At 71.5% G+C, this 25,733-nt stretch carries 20 protein-coding genes and 2 pseudogenes; 5 read left to right on the top strand and 17 right to left on the bottom strand.

Annotated elements, in window-relative coordinates:
• Positions 1-6: 6 nt before the first annotated feature.
• Both ACP4E5_RS06700 and ACP4E5_RS06695 read right to left on the bottom strand, forming a co-directional pair.
• Positions 7-1,551, bottom strand: coding sequence for an FMN-binding glutamate synthase family protein (locus ACP4E5_RS06700; RefSeq protein WP_425825862.1), 1,545 nt, complete (start codon positions 1,549-1,551; stop codon positions 7-9).
• 162 nt (positions 1,552-1,713) lie between these two features.
• A complete protein-coding gene (locus tag ACP4E5_RS06695) occupies positions 1,714-2,229 on the bottom strand; it encodes a DUF4232 domain-containing protein (protein ID WP_425825860.1) in 516 nt (171 codons plus the stop codon).
• 313 nt (positions 2,230-2,542) lie between these two features.
• Between ACP4E5_RS06695 and ACP4E5_RS06690 the strand changes: the two genes are divergently transcribed.
• Entirely contained in the window at positions 2,543-4,531 is a 1,989-nt protein-coding gene (locus tag ACP4E5_RS06690) for a glycoside hydrolase family 3 protein (RefSeq protein ID WP_425825858.1), read from the top strand.
• Between the two features lie 452 nt (positions 4,532-4,983).
• Positions 4,984-5,229 (top strand): annotated as a pseudogene (locus ACP4E5_RS06685) (LLM class flavin-dependent oxidoreductase); the annotation flags it as partial.
• 24 nt (positions 5,230-5,253) lie between these two features.
• Here ACP4E5_RS06685 and ACP4E5_RS06680 read toward each other — a convergent pair.
• Both ACP4E5_RS06680 and ACP4E5_RS06675 read right to left on the bottom strand, forming a co-directional pair.
• Positions 5,254-6,366 (bottom strand): Gfo/Idh/MocA family protein, encoded by a 1,113-nt coding sequence (locus ACP4E5_RS06680; RefSeq protein ID WP_425825856.1) that lies wholly within the window; start codon positions 6,364-6,366, stop codon positions 5,254-5,256.
• A complete protein-coding gene (locus ACP4E5_RS06675; protein WP_425825854.1) occupies positions 6,351-7,094 on the bottom strand; it encodes a ThuA domain-containing protein in 744 nt (247 codons plus the stop codon). The genes ACP4E5_RS06680 and ACP4E5_RS06675 overlap by 16 nt, the downstream gene beginning before the upstream one ends.
• Positions 7,095-7,318: 224 nt before the next feature.
• On the opposite strand from ACP4E5_RS06675, the gene ACP4E5_RS06670 reads away from it, so the two are divergent.
• Entirely contained in the window at positions 7,319-8,386 is a 1,068-nt protein-coding gene (locus ACP4E5_RS06670) for a LacI family DNA-binding transcriptional regulator (RefSeq protein ID WP_425825852.1), read from the top strand.
• Between the two features lie 37 nt (positions 8,387-8,423).
• Here ACP4E5_RS06670 and ACP4E5_RS06665 read toward each other — a convergent pair.
• The 10 genes and pseudogenes from ACP4E5_RS06665 to ACP4E5_RS06620 all read right to left on the bottom strand — a co-directional run.
• Positions 8,424-8,468 (bottom strand): annotated as a pseudogene (locus ACP4E5_RS06665) (hypothetical protein); the annotation flags it as partial.
• A 51-nt stretch (positions 8,469-8,519) separates the two neighbouring features.
• Positions 8,520-9,728 (bottom strand): sulfite oxidase, encoded by a 1,209-nt coding sequence (locus ACP4E5_RS06660; RefSeq protein WP_425825851.1) that lies wholly within the window; start codon positions 9,726-9,728, stop codon positions 8,520-8,522.
• 78 nt (positions 9,729-9,806) lie between these two features.
• Complete coding sequence (locus ACP4E5_RS06655) at positions 9,807-11,423, bottom strand: acyl-CoA dehydrogenase family protein (RefSeq protein WP_425825849.1); 1,617 nt, start codon at positions 11,421-11,423, stop codon at positions 9,807-9,809.
• Entirely contained in the window at positions 11,420-12,643 is a 1,224-nt protein-coding gene (locus tag ACP4E5_RS06650) for an acetyl-CoA C-acetyltransferase (protein ID WP_425825847.1), read from the bottom strand. The genes ACP4E5_RS06655 and ACP4E5_RS06650 overlap by 4 nt, the downstream gene beginning before the upstream one ends.
• 78 nt (positions 12,644-12,721) lie before the next feature.
• On the bottom strand, positions 12,722-13,462 hold the full coding sequence (gene fabG, locus ACP4E5_RS06645; protein WP_425825845.1) for a 3-oxoacyl-ACP reductase FabG: 741 nt from the start codon (positions 13,460-13,462) through the stop codon (positions 12,722-12,724).
• 8 nt (positions 13,463-13,470) lie between these two features.
• Entirely contained in the window at positions 13,471-14,751 is a 1,281-nt protein-coding gene (locus ACP4E5_RS06640; RefSeq protein ID WP_425825843.1) for a CoA transferase, read from the bottom strand.
• 38 nt (positions 14,752-14,789) lie between these two features.
• Entirely contained in the window at positions 14,790-15,560 is a 771-nt protein-coding gene (locus ACP4E5_RS06635; protein ID WP_425825841.1) for an enoyl-CoA hydratase/isomerase family protein, read from the bottom strand.
• Complete coding sequence (locus ACP4E5_RS06630) at positions 15,557-16,705, bottom strand: acyl-CoA dehydrogenase family protein (protein WP_425825839.1); 1,149 nt, start codon at positions 16,703-16,705, stop codon at positions 15,557-15,559. The genes ACP4E5_RS06635 and ACP4E5_RS06630 overlap by 4 nt, the downstream gene beginning before the upstream one ends.
• Positions 16,706-16,728: 23 nt before the next feature.
• Positions 16,729-18,876: an acetate--CoA ligase family protein gene (locus ACP4E5_RS06625; RefSeq protein ID WP_425825837.1), complete on the bottom strand. Its 2,148-nt coding sequence runs from the start codon at positions 18,874-18,876 to the stop codon at positions 16,729-16,731.
• A gap of 46 nt (positions 18,877-18,922) precedes the next feature.
• A complete protein-coding gene (locus tag ACP4E5_RS06620; RefSeq protein ID WP_425825835.1) occupies positions 18,923-20,248 on the bottom strand; it encodes an MFS transporter in 1,326 nt (441 codons plus the stop codon).
• A 232-nt stretch (positions 20,249-20,480) separates the two neighbouring features.
• On the opposite strand from ACP4E5_RS06620, the gene ACP4E5_RS06615 reads away from it, so the two are divergent.
• On the top strand, positions 20,481-21,386 hold the full coding sequence (locus ACP4E5_RS06615) for a LysR substrate-binding domain-containing protein (RefSeq protein ID WP_425825833.1): 906 nt from the start codon (positions 20,481-20,483) through the stop codon (positions 21,384-21,386).
• 37 nt (positions 21,387-21,423) lie between these two features.
• Here the strand turns inward: ACP4E5_RS06615 and ACP4E5_RS06610 are convergent, their stop codons facing one another.
• Together ACP4E5_RS06610 and ACP4E5_RS06605 are read right to left on the bottom strand one after the other, a co-directional pair.
• On the bottom strand, positions 21,424-22,116 hold the full coding sequence (locus tag ACP4E5_RS06610; protein WP_425825831.1) for a class F sortase: 693 nt from the start codon (positions 22,114-22,116) through the stop codon (positions 21,424-21,426).
• 58 nt (positions 22,117-22,174) lie between these two features.
• Positions 22,175-22,588 carry an excalibur calcium-binding domain-containing protein gene (locus tag ACP4E5_RS06605; protein WP_425825829.1) on the bottom strand — a complete coding sequence of 138 codons (414 nt, stop codon included), beginning with the start codon at positions 22,586-22,588 and terminating at the stop codon, positions 22,175-22,177.
• Positions 22,589-22,843: 255 nt separating this feature from the next.
• On the opposite strand from ACP4E5_RS06605, the gene ACP4E5_RS06600 reads away from it, so the two are divergent.
• On the top strand, positions 22,844-24,727 hold the full coding sequence (locus ACP4E5_RS06600; RefSeq protein ID WP_425825827.1) for a TerD family protein: 1,884 nt from the start codon (positions 22,844-22,846) through the stop codon (positions 24,725-24,727).
• Positions 24,728-24,904: 177 nt separating this feature from the next.
• Here ACP4E5_RS06600 and ACP4E5_RS06595 read toward each other — a convergent pair whose 3' ends face one another.
• A complete protein-coding gene (locus tag ACP4E5_RS06595; RefSeq protein WP_425825825.1) occupies positions 24,905-25,597 on the bottom strand; it encodes a GntR family transcriptional regulator in 693 nt (230 codons plus the stop codon).
• Positions 25,598-25,733 lie beyond the last annotated feature (136 nt).

Here is a 25,733-nt window from a genome sequence, read left to right as displayed (position 1 = left end):
CGCCGCTCAGACGGCCGACTCCGTCTGCGGAGCCGGGTGGGTGGTGAGCAGGTCGGTGATCTCCTGGGCGAGCTTCGGGTCGAGTTCGCCCCAACCGTCCTTGTAGCCGTACACGCTCGCCAGGGTGCGGGCCTCGTAGTCGCCGTTCATGATGTCGATGTCATTGGGCGTGATGAGCGACGGGTGGGCGACGCCGACCGCCGAGGAGACCTTCAGCAACTCCCGGCGCAGAGTGCGCAGATACATGGCGGCACGGGTCGCCTTCGAGGGCGCGTCGATACCGCGCGCGAGCCACGGGTCCTGAGTGGCGACGCCGGTGGGGCACTTGCCGGTGTGGCACTTCTGCGCCTGGATGCACCCTATGGACAACATCGCCTCGCGGGCTACGTTGATCATGTCGACGCCCAGGGCGAAGGCGACCGCCGCGTTCTCGGGCAGGCCCAGCTTGCCCGAGCCGATGAAGGTGAGCTGGTCGGTCAGGCCGTGCTCGGCGAACGTGCTGTAGACGCGCGAGAAGCCCATCCGGAACGGCAGCGACACCGAGTCACTGAAGATCAGGGGAGCGGCGCCCGTGCCGCCCTCGCCGCCGTCGATGGTCACGAAGTCGACGCCGCGGTCACCGCGCGCCATCAGCGTGGCCAGCTCCTCCCAGAAGCTCATCTCGCCGACGGCGCTCTTGATGCCGACCGGCAGACCGGTCTCGCTCGCGAGCAGCTCCACGAAGTCGAGCATCGAGTCCACGTCGTGGAACGCGGTGTGCCGCGAGGGCGAGGCACAGTCCTTGCCCGCGGGGATGCCGCGGATCTCGGCGATCTCCGGAGTCACCTTCGCGCCCGGCAGCATCCCGCCGAGCCCCGGCTTGGCGCCCTGCGAGAGCTTGATCTCCAGCGCCTTGACGGGAGCGCTGTCGACCACGGCCTTGAGCTTGTCGAGGTTGAACGTCCCGTCCTCGTCGCGGCAGCCGAAGTACGACGTGCCGATCTGGAGGACGAGGTCACCGCCGCCGCGGTGGTACGAGGAGAGGCCGCCCTCGCCGGTGTTGTGCATCGTGCCGGCCAGCGCCGCGCCCTTGTTGAGCGCCGTGATCGCCGCGCCGGACAGCGAACCGAAGCTCATCGCCGAGATGTTGACGACACTCGCGGGCCTGAACGCCTTGGCGCGTCCGCGCGGCCCGCCGAGCACCTTGGCCGAGGGCAGCGGGGCCTGCGGGTCGTGCAGGTCGGGGAGCGCGCCCGCGAACGTGCGCTGCTTGACGTACGCGTGGCCCTGCACGTGCTCGACGTCGTTGTCGGTGCCGAACCCGAAGTAGTTGTTCTCCTCCTTCGCCGACGCGTAGATCCAGCTGCGCTGGTCGCGGCTGAAGGGGCGCTCCTCGTCGTTGGACGTCACGACGTACTGGCGCAGCTCGGGGCCGATCGTCTCCAGCAGGTACCGGGCGTGCCCGACCACGGGGAAGTTCCTCAGCAGCGCGTGCTTCTTCTGTACGAGGTCGCGGGCCGCGACCACCGCCAACGCGGTGGCGGCGACCGCACCGATGTTCCGAGCACGCATGACGTTCCTCTCCTCGACTTCCCGGTACCCGACGTCACCGCTGTGCGGCGGACGACGCGGGCGCGCGCCGCCGAACTCGGCCGGGCAGGCTCGGGCGTTCGACGGCGAAGCGCCACCTGATCGTAGAGGTCGGGGGTGGAGGAGGGCAGGCCCGGGGGAGCGTCAGGCGCCGGGCATGACCGGGCCGAGGACGGTGCCCTCGCTGACCCGCAGCGGGCCGGACGCGGAGGACTCGCCGGGGATCTGTCCGCCCGGCGCGGAGAGCGTGAAGGTGGCCTCGTCCGCGGGCACGCCGGGCAGGTAGTTGGGGACCTGGATGTCGAAGTGGACGGGGTGGCCGGGCCCGAACAGCACCGGAACGTTCTGCGGTCCGTAGCCGCCCGCGGGGAGGTGGCTCGGGACGCCGTGGAGGTAGAACCGCACGTCGACGGGGGACCCCGCCAGCGTGCACGGCTCGTAGCCGGGCGCCGCGGTGAGGGTGACGCGGTAGTGGCTGTGCCCGGCGGACGAGGCGTCCTGGGTGATGCGGGCGGTGTGGTTGGCGGGGCGGCAGGAGGAGGGCGCGGGGCCCTCCGAGGCGGCTCCGGGAGCGGCGGCCTGCGCGAGCCCGCCTCCCAGGGCGGTGGCGAGGACGGTGGCGGTGGCGGTGACGGCGATCTTCCGAGGGGTCGTACGCACGCGGGTGCACTCCGATTCTGTGTCTGTCCGGTGTGTGGTGTGCCGGTTTCCCTCCATCCCTCCCACAGACAGAACCGGGTGTATGTCACGAACAAGTCATAAAACCCCCAAAGGGAGAGGCTGCAGCGGCCGGACGCTTTGAACGTCAGGACTCTTGCAATGCTTGAACCTGCAACCTACTTTGAAGGCGCTCCGGTGATGTATCGCTTCACAGCATGAAGACGTGGCCCTCCGCTGCCGCCGCCCACCGGGCGGCGAATCGGCTGAAGGGGGCCCTGCACGCGCTCAAGTGGACCTCGATGGAGAGGAACGCATGCGTTCACGCAATCACCCCACGGGCGGCCGACGAAGACTGGCCGTCGGCGCCGCCATCACCACCCTCGCCGCCCTCATCGCCCAGCCGGGCATGCTCGACGCACCGGCCGGCGCCCACGGGAAACCGTCCGTCCAGCCCCAGTTGACATCACGCGACGTACCGATCCTGGCCAAGGACGGCATCCGCTTCCGCGACCTGAACCGCGACGGCCGCCTCACCCCCTACGAGGACTGGCGACTGACCGCCACCGCGCGCGCCCGCGACCTGCTGTCCCGGATGACGCTGGAGGAGAAGGCCGGACTCCTCGTCCACGGCACCCTCCCCACCTCGGGCGACGGCTACGACGCCGCCGCGACGGCCCAACTGGTCGGCGACCGGCATGTCACCACCGCCATCACCCGCCTGTCGAAGTCGCCGGAGAAGGTCGCCGCGGCCAACAACAGCGTCCAGGCGATCGCCGAGAAGCAACGCCTCGGCATACCCGCCGTGATCTCCACCGACCCGCGCAACGGGTTCGCCGTGGTCGAGGGCCAGACCGTCGCGGGCGCGGGCACGACGGCCATGCCCGACGCCATCGGCATCGCCGCCGCGCACAGCCCCCGACTCACGGAGAAACTGGGCGACATCGTCCGCCGCGAGTACCGGGCCGTAGGCATCACCGAGGGCCTGTCGCCGCAGGCCGACATCGCCACCGAGCCCCGCTGGACCCGCATCAACGGCACCTTCGGCTCCGACCCCGAGACCGCGGGCCGCCAGGTGAACGCCTACATCAAGGGCATGCAGCACGGCGCCGACGGCCTCGGCCCGGACAGCGCGGCCACCGTCACCAAACACTGGGTGGGCTACGGCGCCCAGGCCAACGGCTACGACAGCCACTACTACTACGGCCGCTACGCCACGTTCCCCGGCAAGAACTTCGCGGACCACATCACGCCGTTCAAGGGCGCGTTCGCCGCGCACACCTCCGGCATCATGCCCACGTATTCCATCCTCAAGGACCTCACGTACAAGGGTCACACCCTGGACCAGGTGGGCGCGGGCTTCAACTCGTACCTCCTGAAGGACCTTCTGCGGGGCACCTACAAGTTCGACGGTGTCATCGTCTCGGACTGGGGCATCACCGGCGACTGCCCGCAGCAGTGCCGCGACACCCGGCCCCCGGCGTCCTTCATCGGACCGTGGGGCGTCGGCATGCCCTGGGGCGTGGAGAACCAGTCCGTCCTCCAGCGCACGGCGCTCACCCTCAACGCGGGCGTCGACCAGATCGGCGGCAGCGACCAACCCTCGTACGTCGTCCAGGCCGTACGGCAGAAGCTGGTCACCGAGCAGCGGGTGAACGAGGCGGCCCGCCGCGTCCTTGAGCAGAAGTTCCGCCTCGGTCTGTTCGAGAACCCGTACGTGGACGAGGGCGCCGCCGGCCGCCTGGTCGGCAACTCCGCCTTCCAGGCCGTGGGCGACAAGGCGCAGGCCGACTCGCTGACGCTGCTCAAGAACGACGACCGTACGCTGCCCGCCCGCCGCGACAAGGTCCGCACCGTCTACCTCCACGGCGTCTCCGCGGACGCGGCCGAGGCGCGCGGCCTGAAGGTGGTCGACGACCCGGCCGACGCCGATCTCGCCGTGGTGCGACTCGCGGACCCGAGGGCCGGCTCCGACCTCACGGGTCTGGAGTTCCCCGCCACCGACCCCGCGTACAAGGCGCTGCGGAAGGCGGCCGCCAGCGGCACGCCGACGGTCGCCGTCCCCAAACTGGAGCGCCCGCTGATCCTCACGAACGTCGCCCACGAGGCCGACGCGGTCCTCGCCAACTTCGGCGTCTCCGACCCGGTACTCCTCGACACCCTCTTCGGCGCACGCCGCCCGAATGGCACGCTCCCCTTCGAGTTGCCGTCCTCCATGAAGGAGGTGGAGACGCAGCGGGGCGACGTACCCGATGACACGGCGCATCCGCTGTATCACCGGGGGTACGGGCTGAACTACCGCTGAGCATACGGGCGTTGAAGGGCGGTCGTGCGGATCGACGGCGCCGGGTGCGAAGTTGTCCGGCGGAAGTGCTGACGAACTCTGGGTAAGGGTTGTACGTTCAGTTGCGGTGGTTGCGCGAGCGCCGCCACGGCCCCCTGCCCCTGGGTCGCTTTGTGCAGACCATGGGCCGCTGGGGCCGCGTCGCCGACCGTGGCGGCTCCAGCTCACGCCCTGTCATGTGCTGAGCGGAGCGGCCTCCCGCACTCTCCGCCCCGTGCAGGGCGTCTGCGTGGGGGAGGGAGCGGAAACTTCCCTCCCCCACGTGCGGCGGCGTCCGTGATTTCATACTGCCGCAACGAACCTCCCGCCAACTCCCCGCTACACACAGAAGTCGACCCACGAACGCTTCCGCGAAGTGCTCGAACACGCGGTACTCGCCGAGGAGTTGGGGTTCGACGGGTTCGGTGTGGGGGGCGTTGATCGGCAGCCCGCAACAGGTCATCGAGAAGGTGCACCGCTACCACGAGCGGTTCAGGCACTCGGTGCTGCATCTGCACGCGGACGGCGGCGGACTGACGGAGGCTCAGCACCGCGCCTCCCTCGAACTGTTCCAGTCCGAGGTCGCCTCGCGGCTGCGGCACGAGCTCCCCGACCCGCCGTTCGCCTGGGAGTCCGTGCTCCCGGCGCCGCCGGTCGTCGAGGAGCCCGTGCGAGCCTGACCCCGATCGGCTCCCGCAAGGACGCTAGGGTGCGTCGACCCCCGTACGCGCCAGGTCCGTGAGCGGCACCGCCGCCGGGCGCGTGGCGCGGCTGGAGACCGTGACGGAGGCGCCGCCCGCCGCCGATTCGAGCAGCGACTCCATGATGTCCAGGACGTGGTACGCGAGCGTGCCCGAAGCACGCGGCTCGTGTGTCGGGGACGTGGCGGCCAGGTCGGCGATGCCGTAGCCGCGGCCGGAGTCGAGGTAGCCGGCCGAGACCGTGAGGGTCTCCCACGCCTCGGCGCCGAGACGGAACAGGCGTGTGTCGCCGGCGAAGTGGTTCGGGTCGGGCACGGCGAGCGTCCCGCGCGGCCCGTGGACCTCGATGTTCGCGGAGTGTGTCGCGACCGCGTCGAAGCTCACCACGAGCGTCGACAGCGCGCCGGACTCGTGCACGAGCACCCCCGTGACATGGGTGTCGACGTCGACCGGCACCCGCTCGCCGGCCCGCGGCCCGCTGCCGATCTCCCGCTCCGGGCGGGGGCGGCTCGCGGCCCCGATCACCGAAGTGACCGGCCCGAGAAGGGTGACCAGGGCCGTGATGTAGTACGGGCCCATGTCGAGGAGCGGGCCGCCGCCCGGCGCGTAGTAGAAGTCCGGGGCGGGGTGCCAGCGTTCGTGGCCCGGTGTCACCATCGTCGCCGTCGCCGCGACCGGTCGGCCGATGAGCCCGTCGTCGATGGCCTTGCGCGCGGTCTGAATGCCCGTGCCGAGTACGGTGTCCGGCGCGCAGCCGACGGTGACACCCTTGTGCCGGGCGGCCTCCAGCACCTGGCGGGCCTCGTCCGTGGTGGCCGCGAGGGGCTTCTCGCCGTACACGTGCTTGCCGGCCGCGATCGCCTTGAGGGCTATCTCGGCGTGCGCGGCGGGGACGGTGAGGTTGAGGACGAGGTCCACGTCGTCGGCCGCGAGCAACTCGTCGACGGCGACCGCGCGTACGTCGCCGTCCCACTCCTTCGCCACCGCGCGCGCCCGGTCCGCGTCCAGGTCCGCCACGGCGACGAGCTTGACGTCCGCCAGCCTGCGCAGACTGGCCAGGTACTGGCCCACGATGGTGCCGCACCCGATGATGCCGACGTTCAACGGCTCGCCCACAGCAGGCCCCTTTCGACGATGGTGCGCACGCTCGGGTGCTCCAGGTCCTCGACGTGATGTCCCGGTGTGCACACGAAGATGCGGCCCTTGCCCCACCTCCGCGTCCAGATGGCCGGCGAGGTGACCTCCCGGTGCCACGGGTCCCAGGCACGGATCTTCTGCGTGGTGGTGGCCAGCACGTCGATGTAGTCGTCCGCGAGGACCCAGTACTGCTCGGTGACGAGGTCGAAGTCCCCGACGCCCTCGGTGATGGGGTGTTCGGCCGCGGCCGGGAGCATGTTCACCGTGTACGGGACGTAGTTGTCCGCCTGCTCGCCCTTGCGCTCGTCGGGGTGCTTGCCGGGGTGGCAGGCGAACTGGCCGCCGATGAGGTGCAGATAGTCCGCGGTGTTCCGGTAGGAGTCGGCGATGCCGCCGTGCCATCCGGCGAGCCCGGTCCCGTTCTCGACGGCCGCGCGCAGCCCCGCGAACTCCTCCCGCTCGATCGTGGACATCGTCATGCACTGCATCACCAGGTCGACGCCGGCCATGTACGAGGCGTCGGCGTAGACCTTGGGGGAGTCCTCGATGCGTACCTCGTAGCCGTTCGCCTCAAGGTGCGGAATGAACAGGTCGGTGGCCTGGACGGGTTGGTGCCCGTCCCACCCTCCGCGTACGACGAGAGCCTTCTTGGAGGTGGTGGCAGGTGCGGTGCCGGCTGGTGCGGTGGTGGCTGGTTCGGTGGTCACTGAACTCCTTTACCCGGGCTACGTGTTGGGGGAGCACTTGACGAAGCCTGGACGACGGGTATCGAAATATTTCGACGATTTTTCGAGCCACCGGAACCGTAGAAGTGGCGACGAAGACGGTCAAGAGGCCGCACAGCGGAAAGATTTGGCGCCTGGGGTTGACGCCGATGGCACCGCGTCCCAAGCTGCCGTCACCGAAAATATTTCGAGACCCAGGAGACCCAGTGCCACTCCCGTCCTCCTCGGCCAAGCCGACGCTGGCCGCCATCGCGCGCGGCACCGGCGTCTCCACGGCCACGGTGTCCAAGGTCGTCAACGGCCGGGCGGACGTGGCCGACGAGACCCGTACGAAGGTGCTGGCCGCGCTGGAGGAGGCCGGCTACCGCTCGCCTTCCCAGCGCCGGGCACCCGCCGGGCCCGACGTCGTCGAGGTCGCCTTCGAGACGATCGACTCCGCGTACCCCTCGGCGCTCCTGGGCGGCATCCTCGACCACGCCGCGAACACCGACGTCGAGGTCGTCGTCAGCACCACCGGACGCCAGCGCGCCACCGAACCCGGCCTCGGCCGCAAGGCGCAGCGCATCGTCAACGAAGGCCGCGCCGGTGTCATCGTCGTGACCTCGGCCTACGGCGAGGCCGCCCTCGCGGCCTTCCTGCGCCGCGACATCCCCGTCGTCGTCATCGACTCGTACAACCCGCCGCCCGCCGACGTCGTCAGCGTGGGCGCCGCCAACTGGGCGGGAGGCAAGGCCGCCACCGAACACCTCCTGGACCTCGGCCACCGCCGGATCGCCTACCTCGGCGGCCCGGAGGAGGTCGAGTGCAACCAGGCGCGCCTGCACGGCCACCTGTCCGCGCTCGCCTCCCGCGGCATCGAGACCGACCCCGGCCTCGTCCTGTACGGCCAGTTCCGCGCCGAATACGGCATCGAGGGGCTCACCGCGCTGCTGTCCCGCCCCCGCCCGCCGACCGCCGTCTTCGCGGGCAACGACGCGATCGCCGTCGGCGTCCTGCGCGAGGCCCGCAGGCGCGGCATCCGGGTGCCGGAGGACCTCAGCCTCGTCGGCTTCGACGGCACGGCCCTCGCCCGCGACTGCGTCCCCGCCCTGACCTCCGTCGCCCAGCCCTTCCAGGAGATGGGCCGCGCGGCCCTGCGGGCGGTGCTGCGCCACGCCCGCGGCGAACAACCGGACACGCATCGCGTGGAGTTGGCCACGCAACTGGTCGTGCGGGAGTCAACAGCCCCTCTGAAGTTTGAAGTTCGCCCCTACGATTCCTCGCCGGGGCGGTGACCCCAGCGAGCAGCCGCGCCCACCCCGTCGTGAACTCCAGTACGGCCATGGCCAGTTGGACCTCACCGGCGGCCTCCTTCAGTAACTTCCCCTGCTCACGTGCGATCGCGTACGCCAGTTCCCCCTCGCTGCCCTATGGCAGGTGGACCGCCTGGTGGCCGGAGAGTGACTCCCACGACCGGCTGACCGGCACGCTCACCCTCAAGGACGGCACGACGCGGCCCCTCAAGGGGAATTGAGGACGGGGCAGCCCATTCAGCTGGTGACCGTCGCAGCGACCCGCGATCTGGTTGTTGAGGTAGCCGAGGCGGTTCCATGGGACGTGGGTCGGCTGGGTGCGGCCCGTGTCGTCGGTGGCGCGGACCGAGATGGTGTGGTCGCCCGGGGCCGGGGTCCAGGTGAAGTGCCACCGGGTCCAGGCGCCCGCCTCCCGGGAGCCGGTGAGGCGGGCCTCGTACCAGGGGCCGCGGTCGATGCTGTAGGCCACGGAGGCGATGCGCTGCTCGCCGGCGAAGGACCGGCCGCGTACGAGTTGGGGGACCGGCTTCAAGTGTGCGGGCCAGTCGAGTTCCACCAGGCTGGTCACCGGGAGTTCGTTGATGGGGGTGCCGAGGACGGGGCCGTGCGCAGGGTGTTCGGGGCCGATGAGGACGTAGTCCTCGGTGTTCCAGGGGACGTGGATCGGTCTGCGGGACACCTCGATGCGGCCGACCCATTTGATGCTGGCCGCGCCCAGCCAGCCGGAGACGACGACCCGGGCCGGGAAGCCGTGGTCCGGTGGCAGCGGCTCGCCGTTCATGGCCAGGGCGAGGAGCGTGTCGTCGGCCATCGCCTTGGCCAGGGGCATCGGGCGGCGGGCGCCGCATTCGTCGAGGGCCACGGGCATGACGTCGTGCGCGTCCGCGGTCACCCCCGCCGCTTCCAGCAGGTCACGGAGGCGTACGCCGGTCCACTCGGCGGTGCTGACCGCCCCGCGGCCCCACGGTGTACCGGCGATGTGCTGCCCGTGCTGCTTGCCGAACAGCACGCGGCGATTGCCCGCGCACTCGATCGTGCGCGTGACGGAGACCAGCGGGAACGCCCGCCACAGATCGTCGTAGCCGAAGGTGACGGGCGACCGTACGGCGTCGCCGCCGATCCGCAGGGACCACTGGTCGGCGTCGATCCGGGGCGTCGGGGAGTGGCTGCGCACGAAGAACCGGTCGTTGGGGGTCAGATGGCCCGGCATCCGGTCCGCCCGCGTACCGAAGTCGAGCCCGGTCCCCGTGTCCTCCATGACCTCGGCCGAGGTCGGCTTGACCACTCCGGGCACCGCGCCGGCTGCCGTGTCGGTTGTCGTCATGCCCTCAGCGTCGGCGCGCGGCGTGCGGGCCGGTAGCCGCTTGTTCCCTATGGGCCCATAAGCGCGGTCTATGTCTTCTCAGGTGGTTGGTGTGTCCCGCGTCGCCCCCTTCGCCAGCTGTCGCGCGATCACGCGGAGCGCGAGAACCTCGTCCGCTCCCTCGAAGATCGACAGGACGCGGGCGTCGACGAAGAGGCGGGACACCGCGTACTCCTCCGCGTAGCCGTAGCCGCCGTGCAGCTGCTGGGCCTCGCGGGTGACCCACTCCGCGGCCCGGCACGCCAGTTGTTTGACCTGGGCCGCGGCCAGGACGCCGTCGCCCGCCGTGATGGCGCGGGCGGCCGTGGCGGTGAAGGCGCGGCAGGCCGCGATGTGCGCGGCCATGCGGGCGAGTTTGGCGCGGGTGAGCTGGAAGGAGGTGAGGGGGTGGCCGAAGACGGGGCGTTGGCGGGCGTGATCGAGAGCGAGTTCCAGGGCCGACTCCATGACGCCGACCGCGCGGGCCGCCGTCTGGAGGCGGGCGTTGGCGAAGGCCTGCATCTGGAGGTAGAAGCCCCGGCCCAGGCCCTCGTCGAGGCCGATGAGATTCTCCGCCGGGACCCGGAAACCGTCGAAGGTGACCTCGTACGAGTGCATGCCGCGGTAGCCGAGCGTGCGGATCGCCCGGCCCGCCGCCGAGCCGCCGCCGTCCTGCGTGACCTGCCACTCGTGGCCCGGGAACGACGGCTTCTCCACCACGAACAACGACAGGCCGCGGTGGCCCGCCGCGCGGTCCGGCTGCGTACGGGCGAGTACGAGGAGGTAGTGGGCGCGGCCCGCGAACGTGCACCACGTCTTGACGCCGTTCAGCACCCAGTCGTCGCCGTCGCGCACGGCGGTCGTGGTGACGCCGCCGACGTCCGAGCCGTGGTTGGGCTCGGTGACGGCCACGGCGCACAGCCTCTCGCCGGTCGCGATCCGCGGCAGCCAGCGCCCGCGCTGCTCGTCCGTGCCACCGCGCGCGATCGCCGTACCGATGATCTCGGGCCGGGTGATCAGCGAGCCCGCCGCGCCGAGCGAGGCCCGTGACAGCTCCTCCGTCACCACGACCATGCTCAGCAGCTCGTCGGCGCCGCCCTCCGCGAAGCCGCCGTACTCGGCGGGGATCGACAAGCCGAAGCAGCCCATCTCCGAGAGGCCGTCGACGATGTCGGCCGGGATGTCCTCGTCGCCCGCGTGGATGGCGTCGGCGACCGGCTTCACCTTCGCCTCGGCGAAGTCACGGAACGTGGAGCGCACCAGCTGAAGCTCGTCGGAGAGATGGCGTGGCGCCGCCTCACCGCCCGCCGCCAGGACGCGTTCGGCGACGGCGTCCAGGAACGCGGGCGCGCGCCCCGCCGTGATGTGTTCGGCGACCGCGCCCAGCACCGTCCCGTCCACGCCCCACAGGGCTTCGCGGCCGGCCGCCCGGCCCGCCAGATCGGCGGCCGTGTCGGCGGCGAAGAGCAGCGCCAGGTCCGCCTCGGCCTCGCTGTGCGGGCCCAGGTCCAGGAGGTGGCGGGCAGCCGCGACCGCCGATGACACCGACGCGATGTCGTACGGGACGGTCTGGTCGTCGTCCGTCGCGGGGGCCGCGGCGAGCCGGGCGGAGGCCTTGCCGACGACCTCCTCCAGCGCCTCGACGAGCGCCGTCGCGCGCACCAGTGCCGAGGTCACGACGCCACCCGCTCGAAGACCGCCGCCAGGCCCTGCCCGCCGCCGATGCACATGGTCTCCAGGCCGTACCGCGCCTCACGGCGCCCCAGTTCGCGCGACAGCGTGGCGAGCATCCGCACACCCGTGGCGCCGACCGGGTGACCCAGCGAGATGCCCGAGCCGTGCACGTTGGTGCGCTCCAGGTCCTTCTCGCCGAACTCCCACTCGCGCATCACGGCGAGCGCCTGCGCGGCGAACGCCTCGTTCAGCTCGATCAGGTCCATGTCGGAGAGGCTGAGACCCGCCCGGTCCAGGGCCACCGCGCTCGCCGGGACGGGCCCGATGCCCATCGTCTTCGGTGGCACACCCGCCACACCCCACGACACCAGACGTACGAGCGGACGCAGCCCCAACTGCTCAGCGCGCTCAGGGGTGGTGACGACACACATCGCCGCCGCGTCGTTCTGTCCGCTCGCGTTGCCCGCGGTGACCGTGGCCTCCGGGTCGGAGTGGCGCAGGATCGGCTTGAGGCGGCCGAGGGACTCCAACGACGTGTCGGCGCGCGGGTGTTCGTCCGTGTCGATGACGGTTCCCTCGTCGCCGCGGCGCCGGCCCGGCACCGTCACGGGGATGATCTCCTCGGCGAGGACGCCGTCCGCCTGCGCCCGCACGGCGCGCTGGTGGGAGGCGAGGGCGAGGCGGTCCTGCTCCTCGCGGCCGATCGCGTACTCGCGGCGCAGATTCTCGGCCGTCTCCAACATGCCGCCCGGAACGGGGTAGTTGCGGCCTCCGGCGGTGGACCGGGCGCGCGCGAGGCCGTCGTGCATCCGGATGCCGTCGCCCTTCGCGCCCCAGCGCATGTCGGTCGAGTAGAACGCCGCGTTGCTCATGGACTCCGTGCCGCCCGCCACGACGACCTCGTGCGCACCGGTCTGCACCTGCTGGGCGGCGTACAGGACGGCCTGGAGGCCGGAGCCGCAGCGCCGGTCGAGGTGGAGTCCGGGGACGGTGACGGGCAGGCCCGCGTCCAGCGCGACGACGCGGCCGATGGCGGGCGCCTCGCTGTTGCCGTTGCAGTGGCCGAGGATGACGTCCTCGATGACCTCGGGGTTGATCCCGGTGCGTTCGAGGAGGCCCTTGAGGGCGGCGACGCCGAGATCGACGGCGGTCAGCGACGTGAACATGCCGCCGTAGCGGCCGATGGGGGTGCGGACGGGTTCGCAGACGACGGCTTCACGCATGGGGTGCTCCTGACGGGGTGCGGGTGTGCGGGCGTGCGGTGTGCGGACGGGCCAAGACCTGATGTCGCCTGAGTCAACTCACATGAACCGGCCGCCCGTTACCTCGAGCACGGTCCCGGTCATGTACGACGACAGGTCCGATGCCAGGAAGAGAGCCACGGAGGCGACCTCCTCGACCTCGCCCGCGCGCCGCATCGGGATCTCGGCCATCTTCTGGTCCCACGCCTTCTCCGGCATCGCCTCGGTCATGGCGCTGCGGATCAGGCCGGGCTGGATCGCGTTGACACGCACACCATGGTGGGCCATCTCCTTGGCGGCGGCCTTCGACAGCCCGACGATGCCGGCCTTGGCGGCGGAGTAGTTGGTCTGTCCGACCATGCCGACCTTGCCGGACAGCGAGGAGATGTTGACGATCGCGCCGCGCTTCTGCTCGCGCATCACGGCGGCGGCCTTACGGGTGCCGTTCCACGTGCCCTTGAGGTGCACGTCGATGACCTGGTCGAACTGGTCCTCGGTCATGGTGCGCATGGTGGCATCGCGGGTGACGCCGGCGTTGTTGACCATGATGTCGAGGGAGCCGAAGGTGTCGATCGCGGCCCGGATCAGGGCGTCCACCTGGTCGGCTTCGGTGATGTCGCAGCGTACGGCGTGGGCGACGGAGGTCCCGCCGAGCTCCTTGGCGGCGGCCTCGGCGGCTTCCAGGTTGAGGTCGCCGAGCACGACCTTCGCGCCCTCGCGGACGTATGTCCTGGCGATGGCGAGCCCGATGCCCTGGGCGCCGCCCGTGATGACTGCGGTCTTGTCGGCCAGTAGTGCCATGAGTGTGCTCAGCTTCCTGTTCCGGTGGTCGTGGTGAGCGGGTGCGCGGAGTGCGTGGATCGGCGAGGTGGATGGATGACGCCCGCCGCGCCGAGCTTCTCCAACTCCGCGTCACCGAGCCCGAGTTCGGTGCGCAGTACGTCGTCGGTGTGCTGGCCGACGATCGGCGAGGGCTCGGGCCGGGACTGGGTGTCGTCCATGACGACGGGGGAGCCGGGCGCCCAGTGCGCGGGGATGCCGTCCTGGCCGACGCGGGCCATCAGCGGGTTCTCGCGCAGCAGTTGGGCGTCGTCGGCCGCGAGGTCGGTGAAGGTGCGGTACGTGGACCACAGCACGCGCGTGCGGGCGAGCGCCTCCTGGGCCTCGTCGAGGGTGTGTGCCGCGAACCAGCCGGCGAGGAGTTCGCCGAGGACCTTGCGGTGGGTGTAGCGCTCGAACTCGTCGGAGAGGTCGGCGCCGAGCGCGCGCCCGACGGCGTCGACCGCGTCGGTGAGTCCGGTGGCGGCGAGCAGGCGCCGCCAGTGCCGGTCGGTGAGGGCGACGACCATGAGGCGGCCGCCGTCGGCGGTGGTGAAGTCGCGGCCGAAGGTGCCGTAGACGTAGTTCCCGGCGCGTTCACGCGGAACGGCACCGAGCTGGGCCTCGGCCAGATAGCCGAGGTTCCCGGCGGTCGCCAGGGCCACGTCCTCCAGGGCGACGCGGACCTGCTGGCCCTGGCCGGTACGCAGCCGGTGGCGTTCGGCGGCGAGCAGCCCGACGGCGAGGTAGAGCCCGGCGGCGACATCCCAGGCGGGCATCAGGTGGTTCACCGGGTCGGGGGTGCTCTCCGGGCCCGTGAGCTGCGGGAATCCCGTGGCGGCCTGCACGGTGTAGTCGACGGCGGCCGAGCCGTCCCGGCGGCCGGTGAGCAGCACGTGGATCAGGTCGGGGCGGCGGGCGGACAGCGCCTCGTACGAAAGGTCCTGGTAGCGCTCGGAGTTGGCGAGCACGATGCCGCCGCCCGGCCCGCCCCCGGTGGCCAGGCCCGCGACGAGCTCGCGCCCCTCTTCGCCGCGCAGGTCGACCTCGACGGCCCGCTTGCCCTTGTTCAGGCCGGACCAGTACAGGCTCGTGCCGCTGTCGGCGAGCGGGTGCCGGGTGCGGTCCGGCGCGCCGTTCAGCGGCTCGACGCGGATGACGTCGGCGCCCAGCTGGGCCAGTGTCATCCCGCCGAGGGGGCTGGCCACATAGCTGGAGAGCTCGACGATCCGCATGCCCTCAAGGGGGCGGGACGCCGTGGGGTGAGGCATGCGTTCTCCTCTCATTCCTTGCACGTACGGGATCGGGTTCACGCCGGGAAGGCCGGGCGGCGGCGTTCCAGGAACGCGGCCCGGCCCTCCACGAAGCCCTCGCCGCCCAGCAGTTGGACCTGTGCATCCGCCTCGGCGTCGAGGATCGCGTCCAGGTCCTGCGCCTCCTGGGCGAAGATCCGCTTGGTGGCGGCGACCATGGCGGGGGACGCGGCGGCGAGCCGCTCGGCCCGCTCCCGTGCCCGCACGGACACCTTCGCGCTCTCGACGATCTCGCTGACCAGGCCGATGCGTTGGGCCTCCATGGCCTCCAAGTCCTCGGCGAACAGGATGAGTTCCTTCGCACGGGCCGGTCCGATCCGCTGGGCGAGGCTCCAGCTGAGACCGGCGTCGGCGGTCAGTCCGATCTTGGCGAAGGAGGCCGCGAACCGGGCGTCGTCGGCGGCCACGACGTAGTCGCAGGCGGCGGCGAGCCCGAGGCCCAGGCCGTACGCGCCGCCGCGCACCGCGGCGACCACCGGCTTCGCCGAACACACCAGGGCGCGAGCCACGTCGCCCACGACGGCCAGGCGCTCGCGGGCGACGTGCGGGTCCTGCGACATGGAGCGGATGTCACCGCCCGCGCAGAACACCTCTCCCGCGCCGGTCAGCACGATCGCCCGGCACTCGGGGTCACGCTCCGACTCCCGCAGTGCGGCGAGGAGTTCGCGCCGGTCGGCGAGGTCGAGGGCATTGCGGCGGGCGGGCCGGTTCAGGGTGAGGGTGTGGACCGGCCCCTCGCATGTCACGTCCACGGCGGGTTCGATCATGACCGGGCCGCCGTCCGCAGCAGCTGCTTGGCGATGATGACCTTCTGGATCTCGCTGGTGCCCTCGTAGATGCGGAAGAGGCGGGCGTCACGGAAGCAGCGCTCGACGACGGTGCCGCGCATGTAGCCCATGCCGCCGTGGATCTGTACGGCCAGGTCGGCGGCCTTGGAGACCATCTCGGAGCAGAACAGCTTCGCGGCCGACGGGCGGATCCTGCGGTCCTCGCCGGAGTCGTACTTCTCGGCGGCGTCCACGACCATGGCGCGGCCCGCGAGCACACCCGTCTGGATCTCCGCGAGCATGCCCTGCACGAGCTGGAACTCGCCGATCGGCCGGCCGCCCTGCTTGCTGGTCGCCGCGTGCGCGACGGACTCCTCAAGGATCCGCTCGGCCATCCCGACGCACAGCGCCGCGATGTGCACACGCCCGCGTACCAGGGACTGCATGGCCGTGCCGAAGCCCGCGCCCTCCTCGCCGCCGACGAGCGCGGCCTTGTCGACCCGTACGTCGTCGAAGAACACCTCGGCGGTCCAGGCGCCCGCCTGCCCGGTCTTGGCGTCCTTCGGGCCGACCGTGACACCAGGCAGCCCCGCCTCGACGAGGAACACGGAGATGCCCTTCGTCCCGGACGCCTCCTCGCCGGTGCGGGCGAAGACCACGAACAGGTCGGCGAGCGGGGCGTTGGTGATGAACCGCTTGCTTCCGTTGATGACATATCCGTCGCCCTGGCGGACGGCGCGCGTGGTCAGGCCGGACGGGTCGGAGCCCGCCTCCGCCTCGGTCAGGGCGAACGACGCGACGGCGCCCTCGGCGAGCCGGGGCAGCCAGTGCTTCTTCTGCTCCTCGGTGCCCGCGTTGTCGAGCACCTTCCCGGCGATGCCGTTGTTGGTGCCGAACATCGAGCGGAACGCGGGCGTCGTGTACCCGAACTCGAAGGCGAGCCGGACGTCCTCGGACAGGCTCGCACCGAGGCCGCCGAACGCCTCCGGCAGCGTGTACCCGAACAGGCCCATCTCGACGGCCTTGCGGCGGACGTCCTCCGGGATGGCGTCCGTCTCCTCGATCTCGTCCTCGCGCGGGACGACGTCCTCCCGTACGAGGGTGTGGACGGCGGCGACGACCGCCTCGAACTCCTCGGCTTCCATCGTGAATCTCCCTTCCAGGTCGGTCAGTTGAGGGGTGTGAGGTGGGCCAGCGCGTCCACCGCGAGCGCGCCCTCGCCCGCCGCGCCGAGCAGCAGCGGATTGACGTCCAGCTCCGCGAGCTCGTCGGCGAGGTCGGCGGCCAGCCAGGACAGGCGGGCGATGGTGTCGGCGGCGGCCTCGACGTCGCGGGCGGGCTTGCCGCGCACCTCGCCGAAGAGGCGGCTGCCGCGCAGCGACAGCAGCATGCGGCGGGCGCCCGCCGGGTCGACGGGGGCGACCGCGACGCGGCTGTCGGCGAGCGCCTCGACGAGGATGCCACCGAGCCCTGTGACCACGACGGGACCGAACACCGGGTCGTTCTTGACGCCCACGATCAGCTCGGTGCCGCCGCCGTCGGCCATCCGCTGGACGAGGACGCGGGCGTCGTCCACACCGGCCTCGCGGGCGATTCGCAGGACGTCGGCGGCGGCCTCGCGCACGGCGTCCGCGCCGTCGAGGCCGAGCCGCACGCCGCCGATGTCACTCTTGTGCCCGATCCGCTCGGACAGCAGCTTCACGGCGACGGATCCGCCCAACTCTTCGGCGACGGCTGCCGCTTGATCCGGGTCCGCGGCCGGTCGCGAGGCGGCGGCCCGCACCCCGTAGGCGGCGATGAGCTGAGTCGACTCGTACTCGTCGAGCTGAGTGCGGCCCTCGGCGCGGGCCCGGGCCAGGACGGCGCGGGCGGCCTTGGTGTCGACGTCGGCGGGCCGCTCGGGGGCCGGAAGGGCGGGCCGCAGGCTGAAGTCGGCGAGCAGGCCGAGGGCGCGGGCGGCCTGGGCGGGGTCGGTGTAGCAGGGGATGCCCAGTTCGCGCAGCCGGGTGCGGGGGCGGCCGCTGCCGCCCGTCCAGACCACGACGAAGGGGCGGTCCGTCGAGCGGTACGCCTCGTCGAGCGCCTCGATGAGCGTGTCGGCGCAGTTGTCCGCGCAGCCCAGGAGGACGGCGATCATGTCGGTGCCCGGATGCTCGACGGCCACCTTCAACGAGCGGCGCAGGATGTCGGGTTCGGCGATGAGACTGCCGGTGAGGTCGACGGGGTTGCGCGGCGATCCGTAGACGGGGATCGCGGCGGCCATCGTGCGCTGCCACTCCTCGTCCCAGGCGCGGACCTCGATGCCGTGCGCCGCCGCCGCGTCGGCCATCAGGGCGCCGGCGCCGCCGGACACGGACAGCGAGGTGAGCCTGCGCCCCGCCGCGCGGCGGCCGGTGGAGAAGATCTGCGCGGCCTCCAGCATGGACTCCGGGCCGTCCACGCGCAGGATGCCGTACTGCCTGACCGCGCCGTCGAACACCGCGTCCTCGCCCGCGAGCGAGGCCGTGTGGGACTGGGCGGCGCGCGCCCCTGCCTCGGAACGCCCGACCTTCACGGCGATGATCGGCTTGTCCCGCTCGTGCGCCTCCCGGGCGGCGTCCAGGAGACGGCGGCCGCCGGTGACACCTTCGAGGTAGGCGAGGATCACCTCCGTACCGTCGCTGCGCACGAGGCCGTCGACCAGCTCGGCGACCGAAAGGTCCACCTCGTTCCCGGTGTTGAGGTAGTGGGATATCCCGATGCCGAGGTTCTGGGCGGCGTTGAACACGAAGCCGCCGAAGGCGCCGCTCTGGCTGAGGAAGGCGATCGGGCCCTCGACAAGATCGGCGTCCTCGTCGAGCGCGGAGCTGAAAGTGGGCAGCGCCCGCTCGTGGGAGGCGATCATGCCGAGGCAGTTGGGGCCGAGGACGCGTACGCCGCTCTCCGCGATCGCGGCCTTCAGGTCCTCCTGGAGCTCGACGCCCCGCCCGCCGACCTCCGCGAACCCCGAGGCGCCCAGGATGGCGGCGGGGATGCCGCGCCGGCCGCAGGCGCGGACGGCGTCGGCGGACTGCTCGGCCGACAGCATGATCATGGCGAGGTCGATGTCACCGTCGATGTCGTCGACGCTGCGGTAGGCGGTCAGGCCCTGCACCTGGTCGCGCTTGGCGTTGACGGGCAGGATCCGGCCCGTGTACCCGAACCGCTTGAGGTAGTCGACGGGCCGGCCCGACAGTTTCGTCGGGGTGTCGGAGGCGCCGAGGATCGCGATGGAGCGGGGGTGGAGGAGCGAGTTCAGGGCGTCGTCGGTGCGGGGGCGGACTGCGTGCTGCTGCACGGTTTCTCCTCGGGGCTGCGAGACACGAAGTGCGAGTGGGGGAAGGTCAGTTGACGCCAGCGGGCGACGCCTCGGTCTGTCGCTCCTTGTCGGTGGTTCTGGCCGACAGCGTGAGGAAGGCGCGGGCCGCGATGAGTGAGACGGCGCCGAGGACGACCACGAACAGGACCGGAAGCACGATCGTCCCGGAGGCCGAAAGGAGCGACTGAAGGATGACCGGTGCCAGGCCGCCGAGCACGCCCGCGAGCCCGTACGCCGTGGAGATGCCGGTGTAGCGGACCTGGGCGGGGAAGGCCTGGGCGAACATGCCCGCGACGATCGCGTAGTACATGACGTCCGGGATGGTCGCGAGGACCGCGCCGGTCACGGCCAGCGGGAAGCTGCCGGTGCCGATGAGGGCGAACATGACGGGGATCGTGGGGATCTGGCAGGCCAGGATGACGGTGACGGCCTTGCGGACACCCCAGCGCGTCGCCAGCACGGCGCCGAGAGGCTGCACGAAGAACTGCACGACGCTCGCGACCAGGATGACGGTCAGGAAGTCCTGCCGGCCCATGCCGACCTCGCCGGTCGCCCAGGACAGGGCGAAGGTGTCACGTGCGTAGACGATCGCGAAGACGGTGAACGCGGCGCCGACGCCGAGCAGCAGCAGCTTGGAGTGCTCCCGGAACAGCGTGACGACCGGCACCTTCACGGTCTGGTCGGCGGCCCGCAGGGACACCATCGCCGGGGACTCCTCCAGGCTGAGCCGGATCACCAGGCCGATGATCACCAGCAGGGCGGAGGCCAGGAACGGGACCCGCCAGGCCCATGCCAGCAGGGCGTCGTCGGAGAGCCGGCCGACGGCCAGGAAGGACAGGGTGGCCAGGATGCGTCCGGTGGGCGAGCCCTGCTGGGCGAAGGCCGCGAACATGAACCCGCGTTCCTTCTTGGCGTGTTCGGTGGTGATGAGGACGGAGCCGCCCCACTCACCGCCGAGCGCGATGCCCTGAACGGTACGGAACACGGTCAGCAGGATCGGCGCGGCCACACCGATCTGCCCGTACGTCGGAAGACACCCGATGCCGACCGTGCTGACGCCCATCAGCAGCAGGGTGGCGACCAGCGCCTTCTTGCGGCCGAGGCGGTCGCCGAGGTGGCCGAAGAGGATGGCGCCGAGCGGTCGGGCCAGGAAGCCGACCCAGAAGGTGACGAAGGAGAGCAGCACACCGATCGTCGGCGGGACGTCGGCGAAGAACAGCGGGGCGAACACCAGGGCGGAGGCGGTGCCATAGACGTAGAAGTCGTACCACTCGATCGTCGAGCCCAGAAAGGAGGCCCAGCCCGCCCTGCGGGCCATCTTCTCCTCTGCGGGAAGCCGTCTGCTCGGCATCTCGTCCCGTCCTTCCGGTCGGCCGCGGACGTCGTCGTCCGGGCACGCGTGGGTGAACTCCGTTGAGAAACAACGTGATCGCGCTCACAGGGAAGCTATGACTGCCAACTGGTTTCGTCTAACACCAAATATCCGTACGGTTGATTCGGCAGCGCGACATAATCGCCGGTGACCTGCGAAGAAGCACCGACCAGTCGCGCCCCGAACAGGTCGTGCCCAGGCGGGAGTTCAGGTGGAATTGCGTCATCTGCGGTCGTTCGTGACCGTCGCGGAGGAGCTCAACTTCCGGCGGGCGGCGGAGCGTCTGCAGATGTCGCAGCCGCCGCTGTCCCAGCAGATCAAGCGCCTGGAGCACGAGGTGGGCGTGGAACTGCTGCGGCGCACGACCCGGCAGGTGGCGCTCACGGTGGCGGGCGAGGCGTTCCTGGTGGAGGCCCGGCGGGCGCTACGAGCCGTGCAGGAGGCGCCGCTCGCGGCCCGGCGCGCGGCGAGCGGTCAGACCGGCGTGGTGCGGCTCGGGTTCAGCGGGCCTACCTCGCACGAGGTGCTGATCCTGATGACCAGAAGGTTTCGCGAACACCGCCCGCGCGTACGGCTCGAGATCCACGGCCCGTTGTACGGCGGCGAGTTGGTGACCCGGCTCAGCGAGGACGAGATCGACGCGGGCCTGATGCGCCTGCCGGTGTCGGGCACCGGCATCCAGGCCCGCGAGCTGACCCGGCACGGCATGGTGGTGGCCCTCCCGGCGGGCCACCGCCTCGCGTCGAGGCGGGACATCGGCATGGCCGACATCCGCGACGAGCCCGTCGTCAGCCACCCCACCAACCGCGGCGCGGGCATCGTGGCACTGATCCACAGCGCCTACCTGGCGCACGGGTCGAGCCCGCGCATCGTCCAGGAGGCCCCCGACACCCACACGATCCTGACGCTGGTCGGCGCCGGCGTGGGCATCGGCTTCGTCCCGTCCTCCGCCGCCCACCTCAAGGTCCCGGGCGTCGTCCTCATCCCGGCCCGCGACATCCCACCCCTGCCGCTGGCCCTGGCCTGGCGCGCGGGCGACTCGAACCCGGCGCTGCACGCGCTGATCGACCTGTTGGACGAGATCGAGGAGGAGTGCGGGAGGAGTGGGAGGGGGTGAGGGCTCAGGTACGAGGGGGTGATGTCCGCAGCCGGAGTCACGGGTCGATCATCTTGGCGTACACGACCGTGTTCGCGAGGTAGCGGTCGGCCGCGCGGTCGTAGGTGCCGCCACAGGTGATCAGACGCAACTGGGCGTCGGGGGTGGGCCCGTAGACATTCTTCGCGGGGAAGTCGTCCTGGGGGAACTGCTTCGTGGAGCGCACGGCGAAGACCGCCGTGCTGCCGTCGGCACGGGTGATCTCGACCCGGTCGCCGGGGCGGAGTTCGGTCAAGCCCGCGAAGACGGCGGGACCACTCCTGGTGTCGAGGTGGCCGACGATGGCGGCCGGGCCCGCCTCGCCGGGTGCGGGACCCTCGCGCCACCAGCCGACGTCGGTGGGTCCGGCCGGGGCGGGGAGTCGCCCCTCGGGGTCCAGGGACAGCGGGTCGATGGCGGTGTCGACGCCGATCGCGGGGATCCGCAGGCGCGCCGGATCGGCGGCCCGGTCGAGCGGCCGCGGCGCCGGGGAGTCGTCAGGGGCGTCGGGTGTCGTGGGCCGCGCCGTGTCGGTCGCCGCCGAACCCGCGGGCAGGCGGGCCGGGTTGGCCGCCCCGGCGTCGTAGGGGGAAGCGGGGCCGCTGAACCAGCCGAGTACGGCGTTCAGGGCGAGCAGCGCGCACAGCACGGTGGCCGCGATCCACGGGAGATCGCGGCCACGGCGGCGGCCGGGAGACGGCGAACTGGTCATGGCATGGCCTCCCTGTCACGTCGTCATGCGGCAACCGCACAGATCGTGCGGACCGTCGTCAGTGGTCCTGCTTGGCGCGGCGGCGCAGCACGACGGCGCCACCGGCGGCGAGCACGGCCGCGGCGGCGAAGCCGATCGGCAGCGCGGTGGGGGTGCCGTCCTCGGCGAGGCCGCCGGCACCGGCCTTGACGCCGTCCTGCGGCATGGCCGGGGTGGCGGAGGACGTGTCCGAGGGGGTGTCGGCCGACGAGTCGGACCCGGCGGGGAGCCCGCTGTCCTCGCAGGCCATGCCGTCCTTGTCGCGGTCGAGGCGGTCCGGGTCGCCGGGGTGGGCGTCGAAGTAGGCCTGCGCTTCGGCCTGCGTCGAGAAGTCCGGGCAGTCCTTGTCGGGGGCGGCGTACGCGATCCCCGAGGTCGGTATGAGAGCGGCTCCGGCCACTGCGGACGCGAGCAGAACGGACTTCACACGCATGAATTCCTCCATGGGCTACGGGTTGGGCTTGGGTGTCATCGAACGTAGGAATGCCGCCCTGGGGTCGCGACTTGGCTGGGCCATCCGTGCTCGATTTAGCTCGATCGGCCGGGCTGAGTGTTCGGGGCGGGGTGTTTCTGACGGTGCGTGACCCGCACGGCCCGTCCTGGGCGAAGGGCGGTCGGCAGAGGAGTCGCATCCGGTCGTTCTTGCACCAGAATGTGTACGGCGAGAACAGGGAGACGGGAGGCAGCCATGGGATTCGGCTTCCGGGTCGGCGTCCCCGGGATGAGTGTGCGCGTGTCGACGCGCGGCGTACGCACCTCGGTCGGGCCGCGAGCGGCGCGGCTCAGCGTCGGCAGCGGCGGGGCCAGGGTCTCGTCCGGCCTCGGCCCCTTCTACGCCTCCTCATCCGTCGGCGGGAATCGCCGGCGTACCACCACACGCCGAACCGCGACACGGTCACGGACGGTGGCCCCCTCGGCCGCGCAACTGGACCGGGCGCGACGGCAGGCGGAGCGCGCCCAGCAGCAGGCTGAGCGCGACGCCGCGATCGCCCGGCTGACGGAGCTGCGGCGCGAGATGACCACGGTGCACCTGCAGTCGTTCCCCGACGCCCACGCTCCCGTCGTCCCGGAAACGCCTCAACTGGGGGAACCCTGGGCGCTTGCCGAGGCGCAGGCGTTCCATCTGCGGGGTGTGCGGCGTCTGGCGCGCGCCGAGCGGGCGGCCGCCCGGCGCCGGGCCGAGCTGGACGCGCCCGTGTATCTCGCGGCCGAGCGGGCGCGCCTGCGCGACATACGGCAGCAGTGGCAGGCCGACGCCGACCGGTGGTGGCGCGCCCTGAACGCCAACGACGAGGACACCGTCTGCGAGGCGGTGAACACCGCCTTCTCCGACAACCCGGCGGCCGGTTGCGCGGTCGGCGTGGACGGATCCGTCCTCTCGGTGGTCATGCGGCAGCAGGACCTCGATTCGCTGCCCACCCAGACGCCGGGCACCACCCCGAGCGGGCGGCCGACGCTCAAGAACCTCACCAAGCGCGACCGCGTCCTGTGGTGGCTGACGGCCATGGGGTCGAACATCGTGGCCACGCTCAAAGAAGGCTTCGCCACGGCGCCGGGCATCACCGCCATCGACCTCGCCGTGCTGACACGCCTTCCCGACACGCAGCGTCTCGGTTTCGTCGCCTACGGACGCTGGACGCGGCGCGCGATCGACACCACACCCTGGCGCGAGCCCGGCGACGCGCTGCGCTTCCTCGACATTGGAGAGGACGTCGTCTGCTCCGTGACGACGACCGCCTCGGGCAATCTGTCCAGCACGTTCCGGCCGTTGGACACCGGCAGGACCCCCGGCCTCCAGGATCTCCTCGACCACGCCCAGGATCAGCCGGACACCGGTGAAGGGTCCCTCGGCGACCTCGACATCGAACTCGGGGCCAACCATCCGGACGGTGGACCTGCGGCGGTCACCGACCCCTTCCTGATCAGATCGTTCGCCGAGTGGAAGCAGGCGACGCCCGCCGCGCAGGCTGTCGCACAGCCCGCCGCGCAACCAGTCGCGCAGCCTGTCGCTCCCGGCGCACCCGCGGACCCCCCTGTCCCACTCGTCCCGGGTCAGACACTCGTACTGCCCGAGGAGGCCTGCCATACGCTGTCCGTCGCGTTCGCCTTCGCCGGTGCGGATGCCGATCTCACCCTCTTCCTCGGCGGAGAGGACGGGCGCGTGTCCGGGGACGAGGACTTCGTCTTCTACCACCAGCCCTCCGCGGCCGGCGGCGCGGCACGCCTTCTGGGCAAACACCAGGATGGGCCGGTCGTCACGGAAAGGGCCACGGTCCATCTGGCCGCTTTGCCCGACCTCACGCGCCGGGTCACCATCGCCGTCAACATGGACGTGGACACCGGACTGAGCTGCGCGTCTCTCACCCACGCCCTGCTCACGTTGGACGGCGGCCCGGGCGCGGCCTGGGCCTTCCGCCCGCCCGCCGACCCGGACATCCGGGCCATGGCCGTCGCCGAGCTGTATCGCCACGTGGTCGAAGGCCGGCCCGTTTGGAAGCTTCGGGCCATCGGACAGGGCTGGAGCGAGGGCCTCGACGCCCTCGCCCGCGCGTACGGAGTGGACGTCGAGTGACCATTGGCCCGCCGCCACAGTGGGGGCGCGACCGACGGGGACCGGGGCAGCCGCTCTCCTGCACCACGTGAGCCGCTGGCCGCTCATGGCGACCGCGCCGCAGGCGCCACCCCGCGACGTGAGCATGCGGACCGCGGCATCGAGCGTCGGGAGTCCCTCCCTGCGGCCTCGGCGGTCTCAGTACCGCCCGAGGATCGCCGCCAGGTTCGGAGCCGCGGCCTGCGTGGCACGTGCCAGCGTCCGCGTCTCCACGGCGCGTACATGTCGCAGTACCGACTCCTCGGCCCCCTCCGCGTCCCCGGTCTCGATCAGACGCAGCAACTCTTCATGCTCGTCGATCGATTTCCGCTGATCGTGCGGAGCGCCATGCACGGAGAGGATCAGCGAGCACCGCCACACCACCTCGCTGAGATACCGCTCCATCAACGGATTTCCGCACAACTCCGCGAGTCGGACGTGGAATTCGGCGGCGAGCCGCCCCGAGACGCGGTGGTCGTCGCGCTCCGACGCCTCGCGCTCGGCGCGCACGTGGCGGGCCATCGACGCCGAGGCATCCTTGTCCCATGCCGCGGCCGCGAGCCGCACCGCGTCGCGCTCCAGCGAACGACGCACCTCGAAGACCGCCCGCGCCTCGTCGGCGTCCGGCCGGGCCACGGTGGCGGACTTCGCCTTGCCGGTTTCCACGAGTCCCGCCGCGACCAGGCGGGCAAGCACGGAACGGACCAGGGTGCGACTGACCCCATACTGCGCCGCGAGCACGTCCTCCGGGAGCCGGGTGCCGGGCGGCACGGCGCCGTCCACGATGGCCGTACGCAGGCTGACGAAGGCGCTTTCGGCGCGTTCCGCCGGGCGGATGGGGGTGGTGGTCATGGCGACATGCTAGCCGTTGCGTATACGTAAATCAGCGTCAGGACCGGCGAGAGTACCTGGACACCGGGGAGAAACGCGGGCGAGATGTGCCCGTAAGGAGACGGTGTTGGTATACGGAAATCCAAGTCTCCGTATA

It is taken from the genome of Streptomyces fractus (genome assembly GCF_049844455.1).
GTDB lineage: Bacteria > Actinomycetota > Actinomycetes > Streptomycetales > Streptomycetaceae > Streptomyces > Streptomyces fractus.
Note: the sequence above shows the minus strand (reverse complement) of the source record. Positions and strands in the feature narration are given on the sequence as shown.

What these genes read in the sequence shown, in the direction of transcription:
- ACP4E5_RS06605 (WP_425825829.1), bottom strand. Translation starts at nt 22,588, where the DNA reads ATGCGTGTGAAGTCCGTTCTGCTCGCGTCCGCAGTGGCCGGAGCCGCT.
- ACP4E5_RS06595 (WP_425825825.1), bottom strand. Translation starts at nt 25,597, where the DNA reads ATGACCACCACCCCCATCCGCCCGGCGGAACGCGCCGAAAGCGCCTTC.
- ACP4E5_RS06610 (WP_425825831.1), bottom strand. Translation starts at nt 22,116, where the DNA reads ATGACCAGTTCGCCGTCTCCCGGCCGCCGCCGTGGCCGCGATCTCCCG.
- ACP4E5_RS06690 (WP_425825858.1), top strand. Translation starts at nt 2,543, where the DNA reads ATGCGTTCACGCAATCACCCCACGGGCGGCCGACGAAGACTGGCCGTC.
- ACP4E5_RS06660 (WP_425825851.1), bottom strand. Translation starts at nt 9,728, where the DNA reads ATGACGACAACCGACACGGCAGCCGGCGCGGTGCCCGGAGTGGTCAAG.
- ACP4E5_RS06700 (WP_425825862.1), bottom strand. Translation starts at nt 1,551, where the DNA reads ATGCGTGCTCGGAACATCGGTGCGGTCGCCGCCACCGCGTTGGCGGTG.
- ACP4E5_RS06630 (WP_425825839.1), bottom strand. Translation starts at nt 16,705, where the DNA reads ATGGAAGCCGAGGAGTTCGAGGCGGTCGTCGCCGCCGTCCACACCCTC.
- ACP4E5_RS06600 (WP_425825827.1), top strand. Translation starts at nt 22,844, where the DNA reads ATGGGATTCGGCTTCCGGGTCGGCGTCCCCGGGATGAGTGTGCGCGTG.
- ACP4E5_RS06650 (WP_425825847.1), bottom strand. Translation starts at nt 12,643, where the DNA reads ATGCGTGAAGCCGTCGTCTGCGAACCCGTCCGCACCCCCATCGGCCGC.
- ACP4E5_RS06635 (WP_425825841.1), bottom strand. Translation starts at nt 15,560, where the DNA reads ATGATCGAACCCGCCGTGGACGTGACATGCGAGGGGCCGGTCCACACC.
- fabG (WP_425825845.1), bottom strand. Translation starts at nt 13,462, where the DNA reads ATGGCACTACTGGCCGACAAGACCGCAGTCATCACGGGCGGCGCCCAG.
- ACP4E5_RS06620 (WP_425825835.1), bottom strand. Translation starts at nt 20,248, where the DNA reads ATGCCGAGCAGACGGCTTCCCGCAGAGGAGAAGATGGCCCGCAGGGCG.
- ACP4E5_RS06640 (WP_425825843.1), bottom strand. Translation starts at nt 14,751, where the DNA reads ATGCCTCACCCCACGGCGTCCCGCCCCCTTGAGGGCATGCGGATCGTC.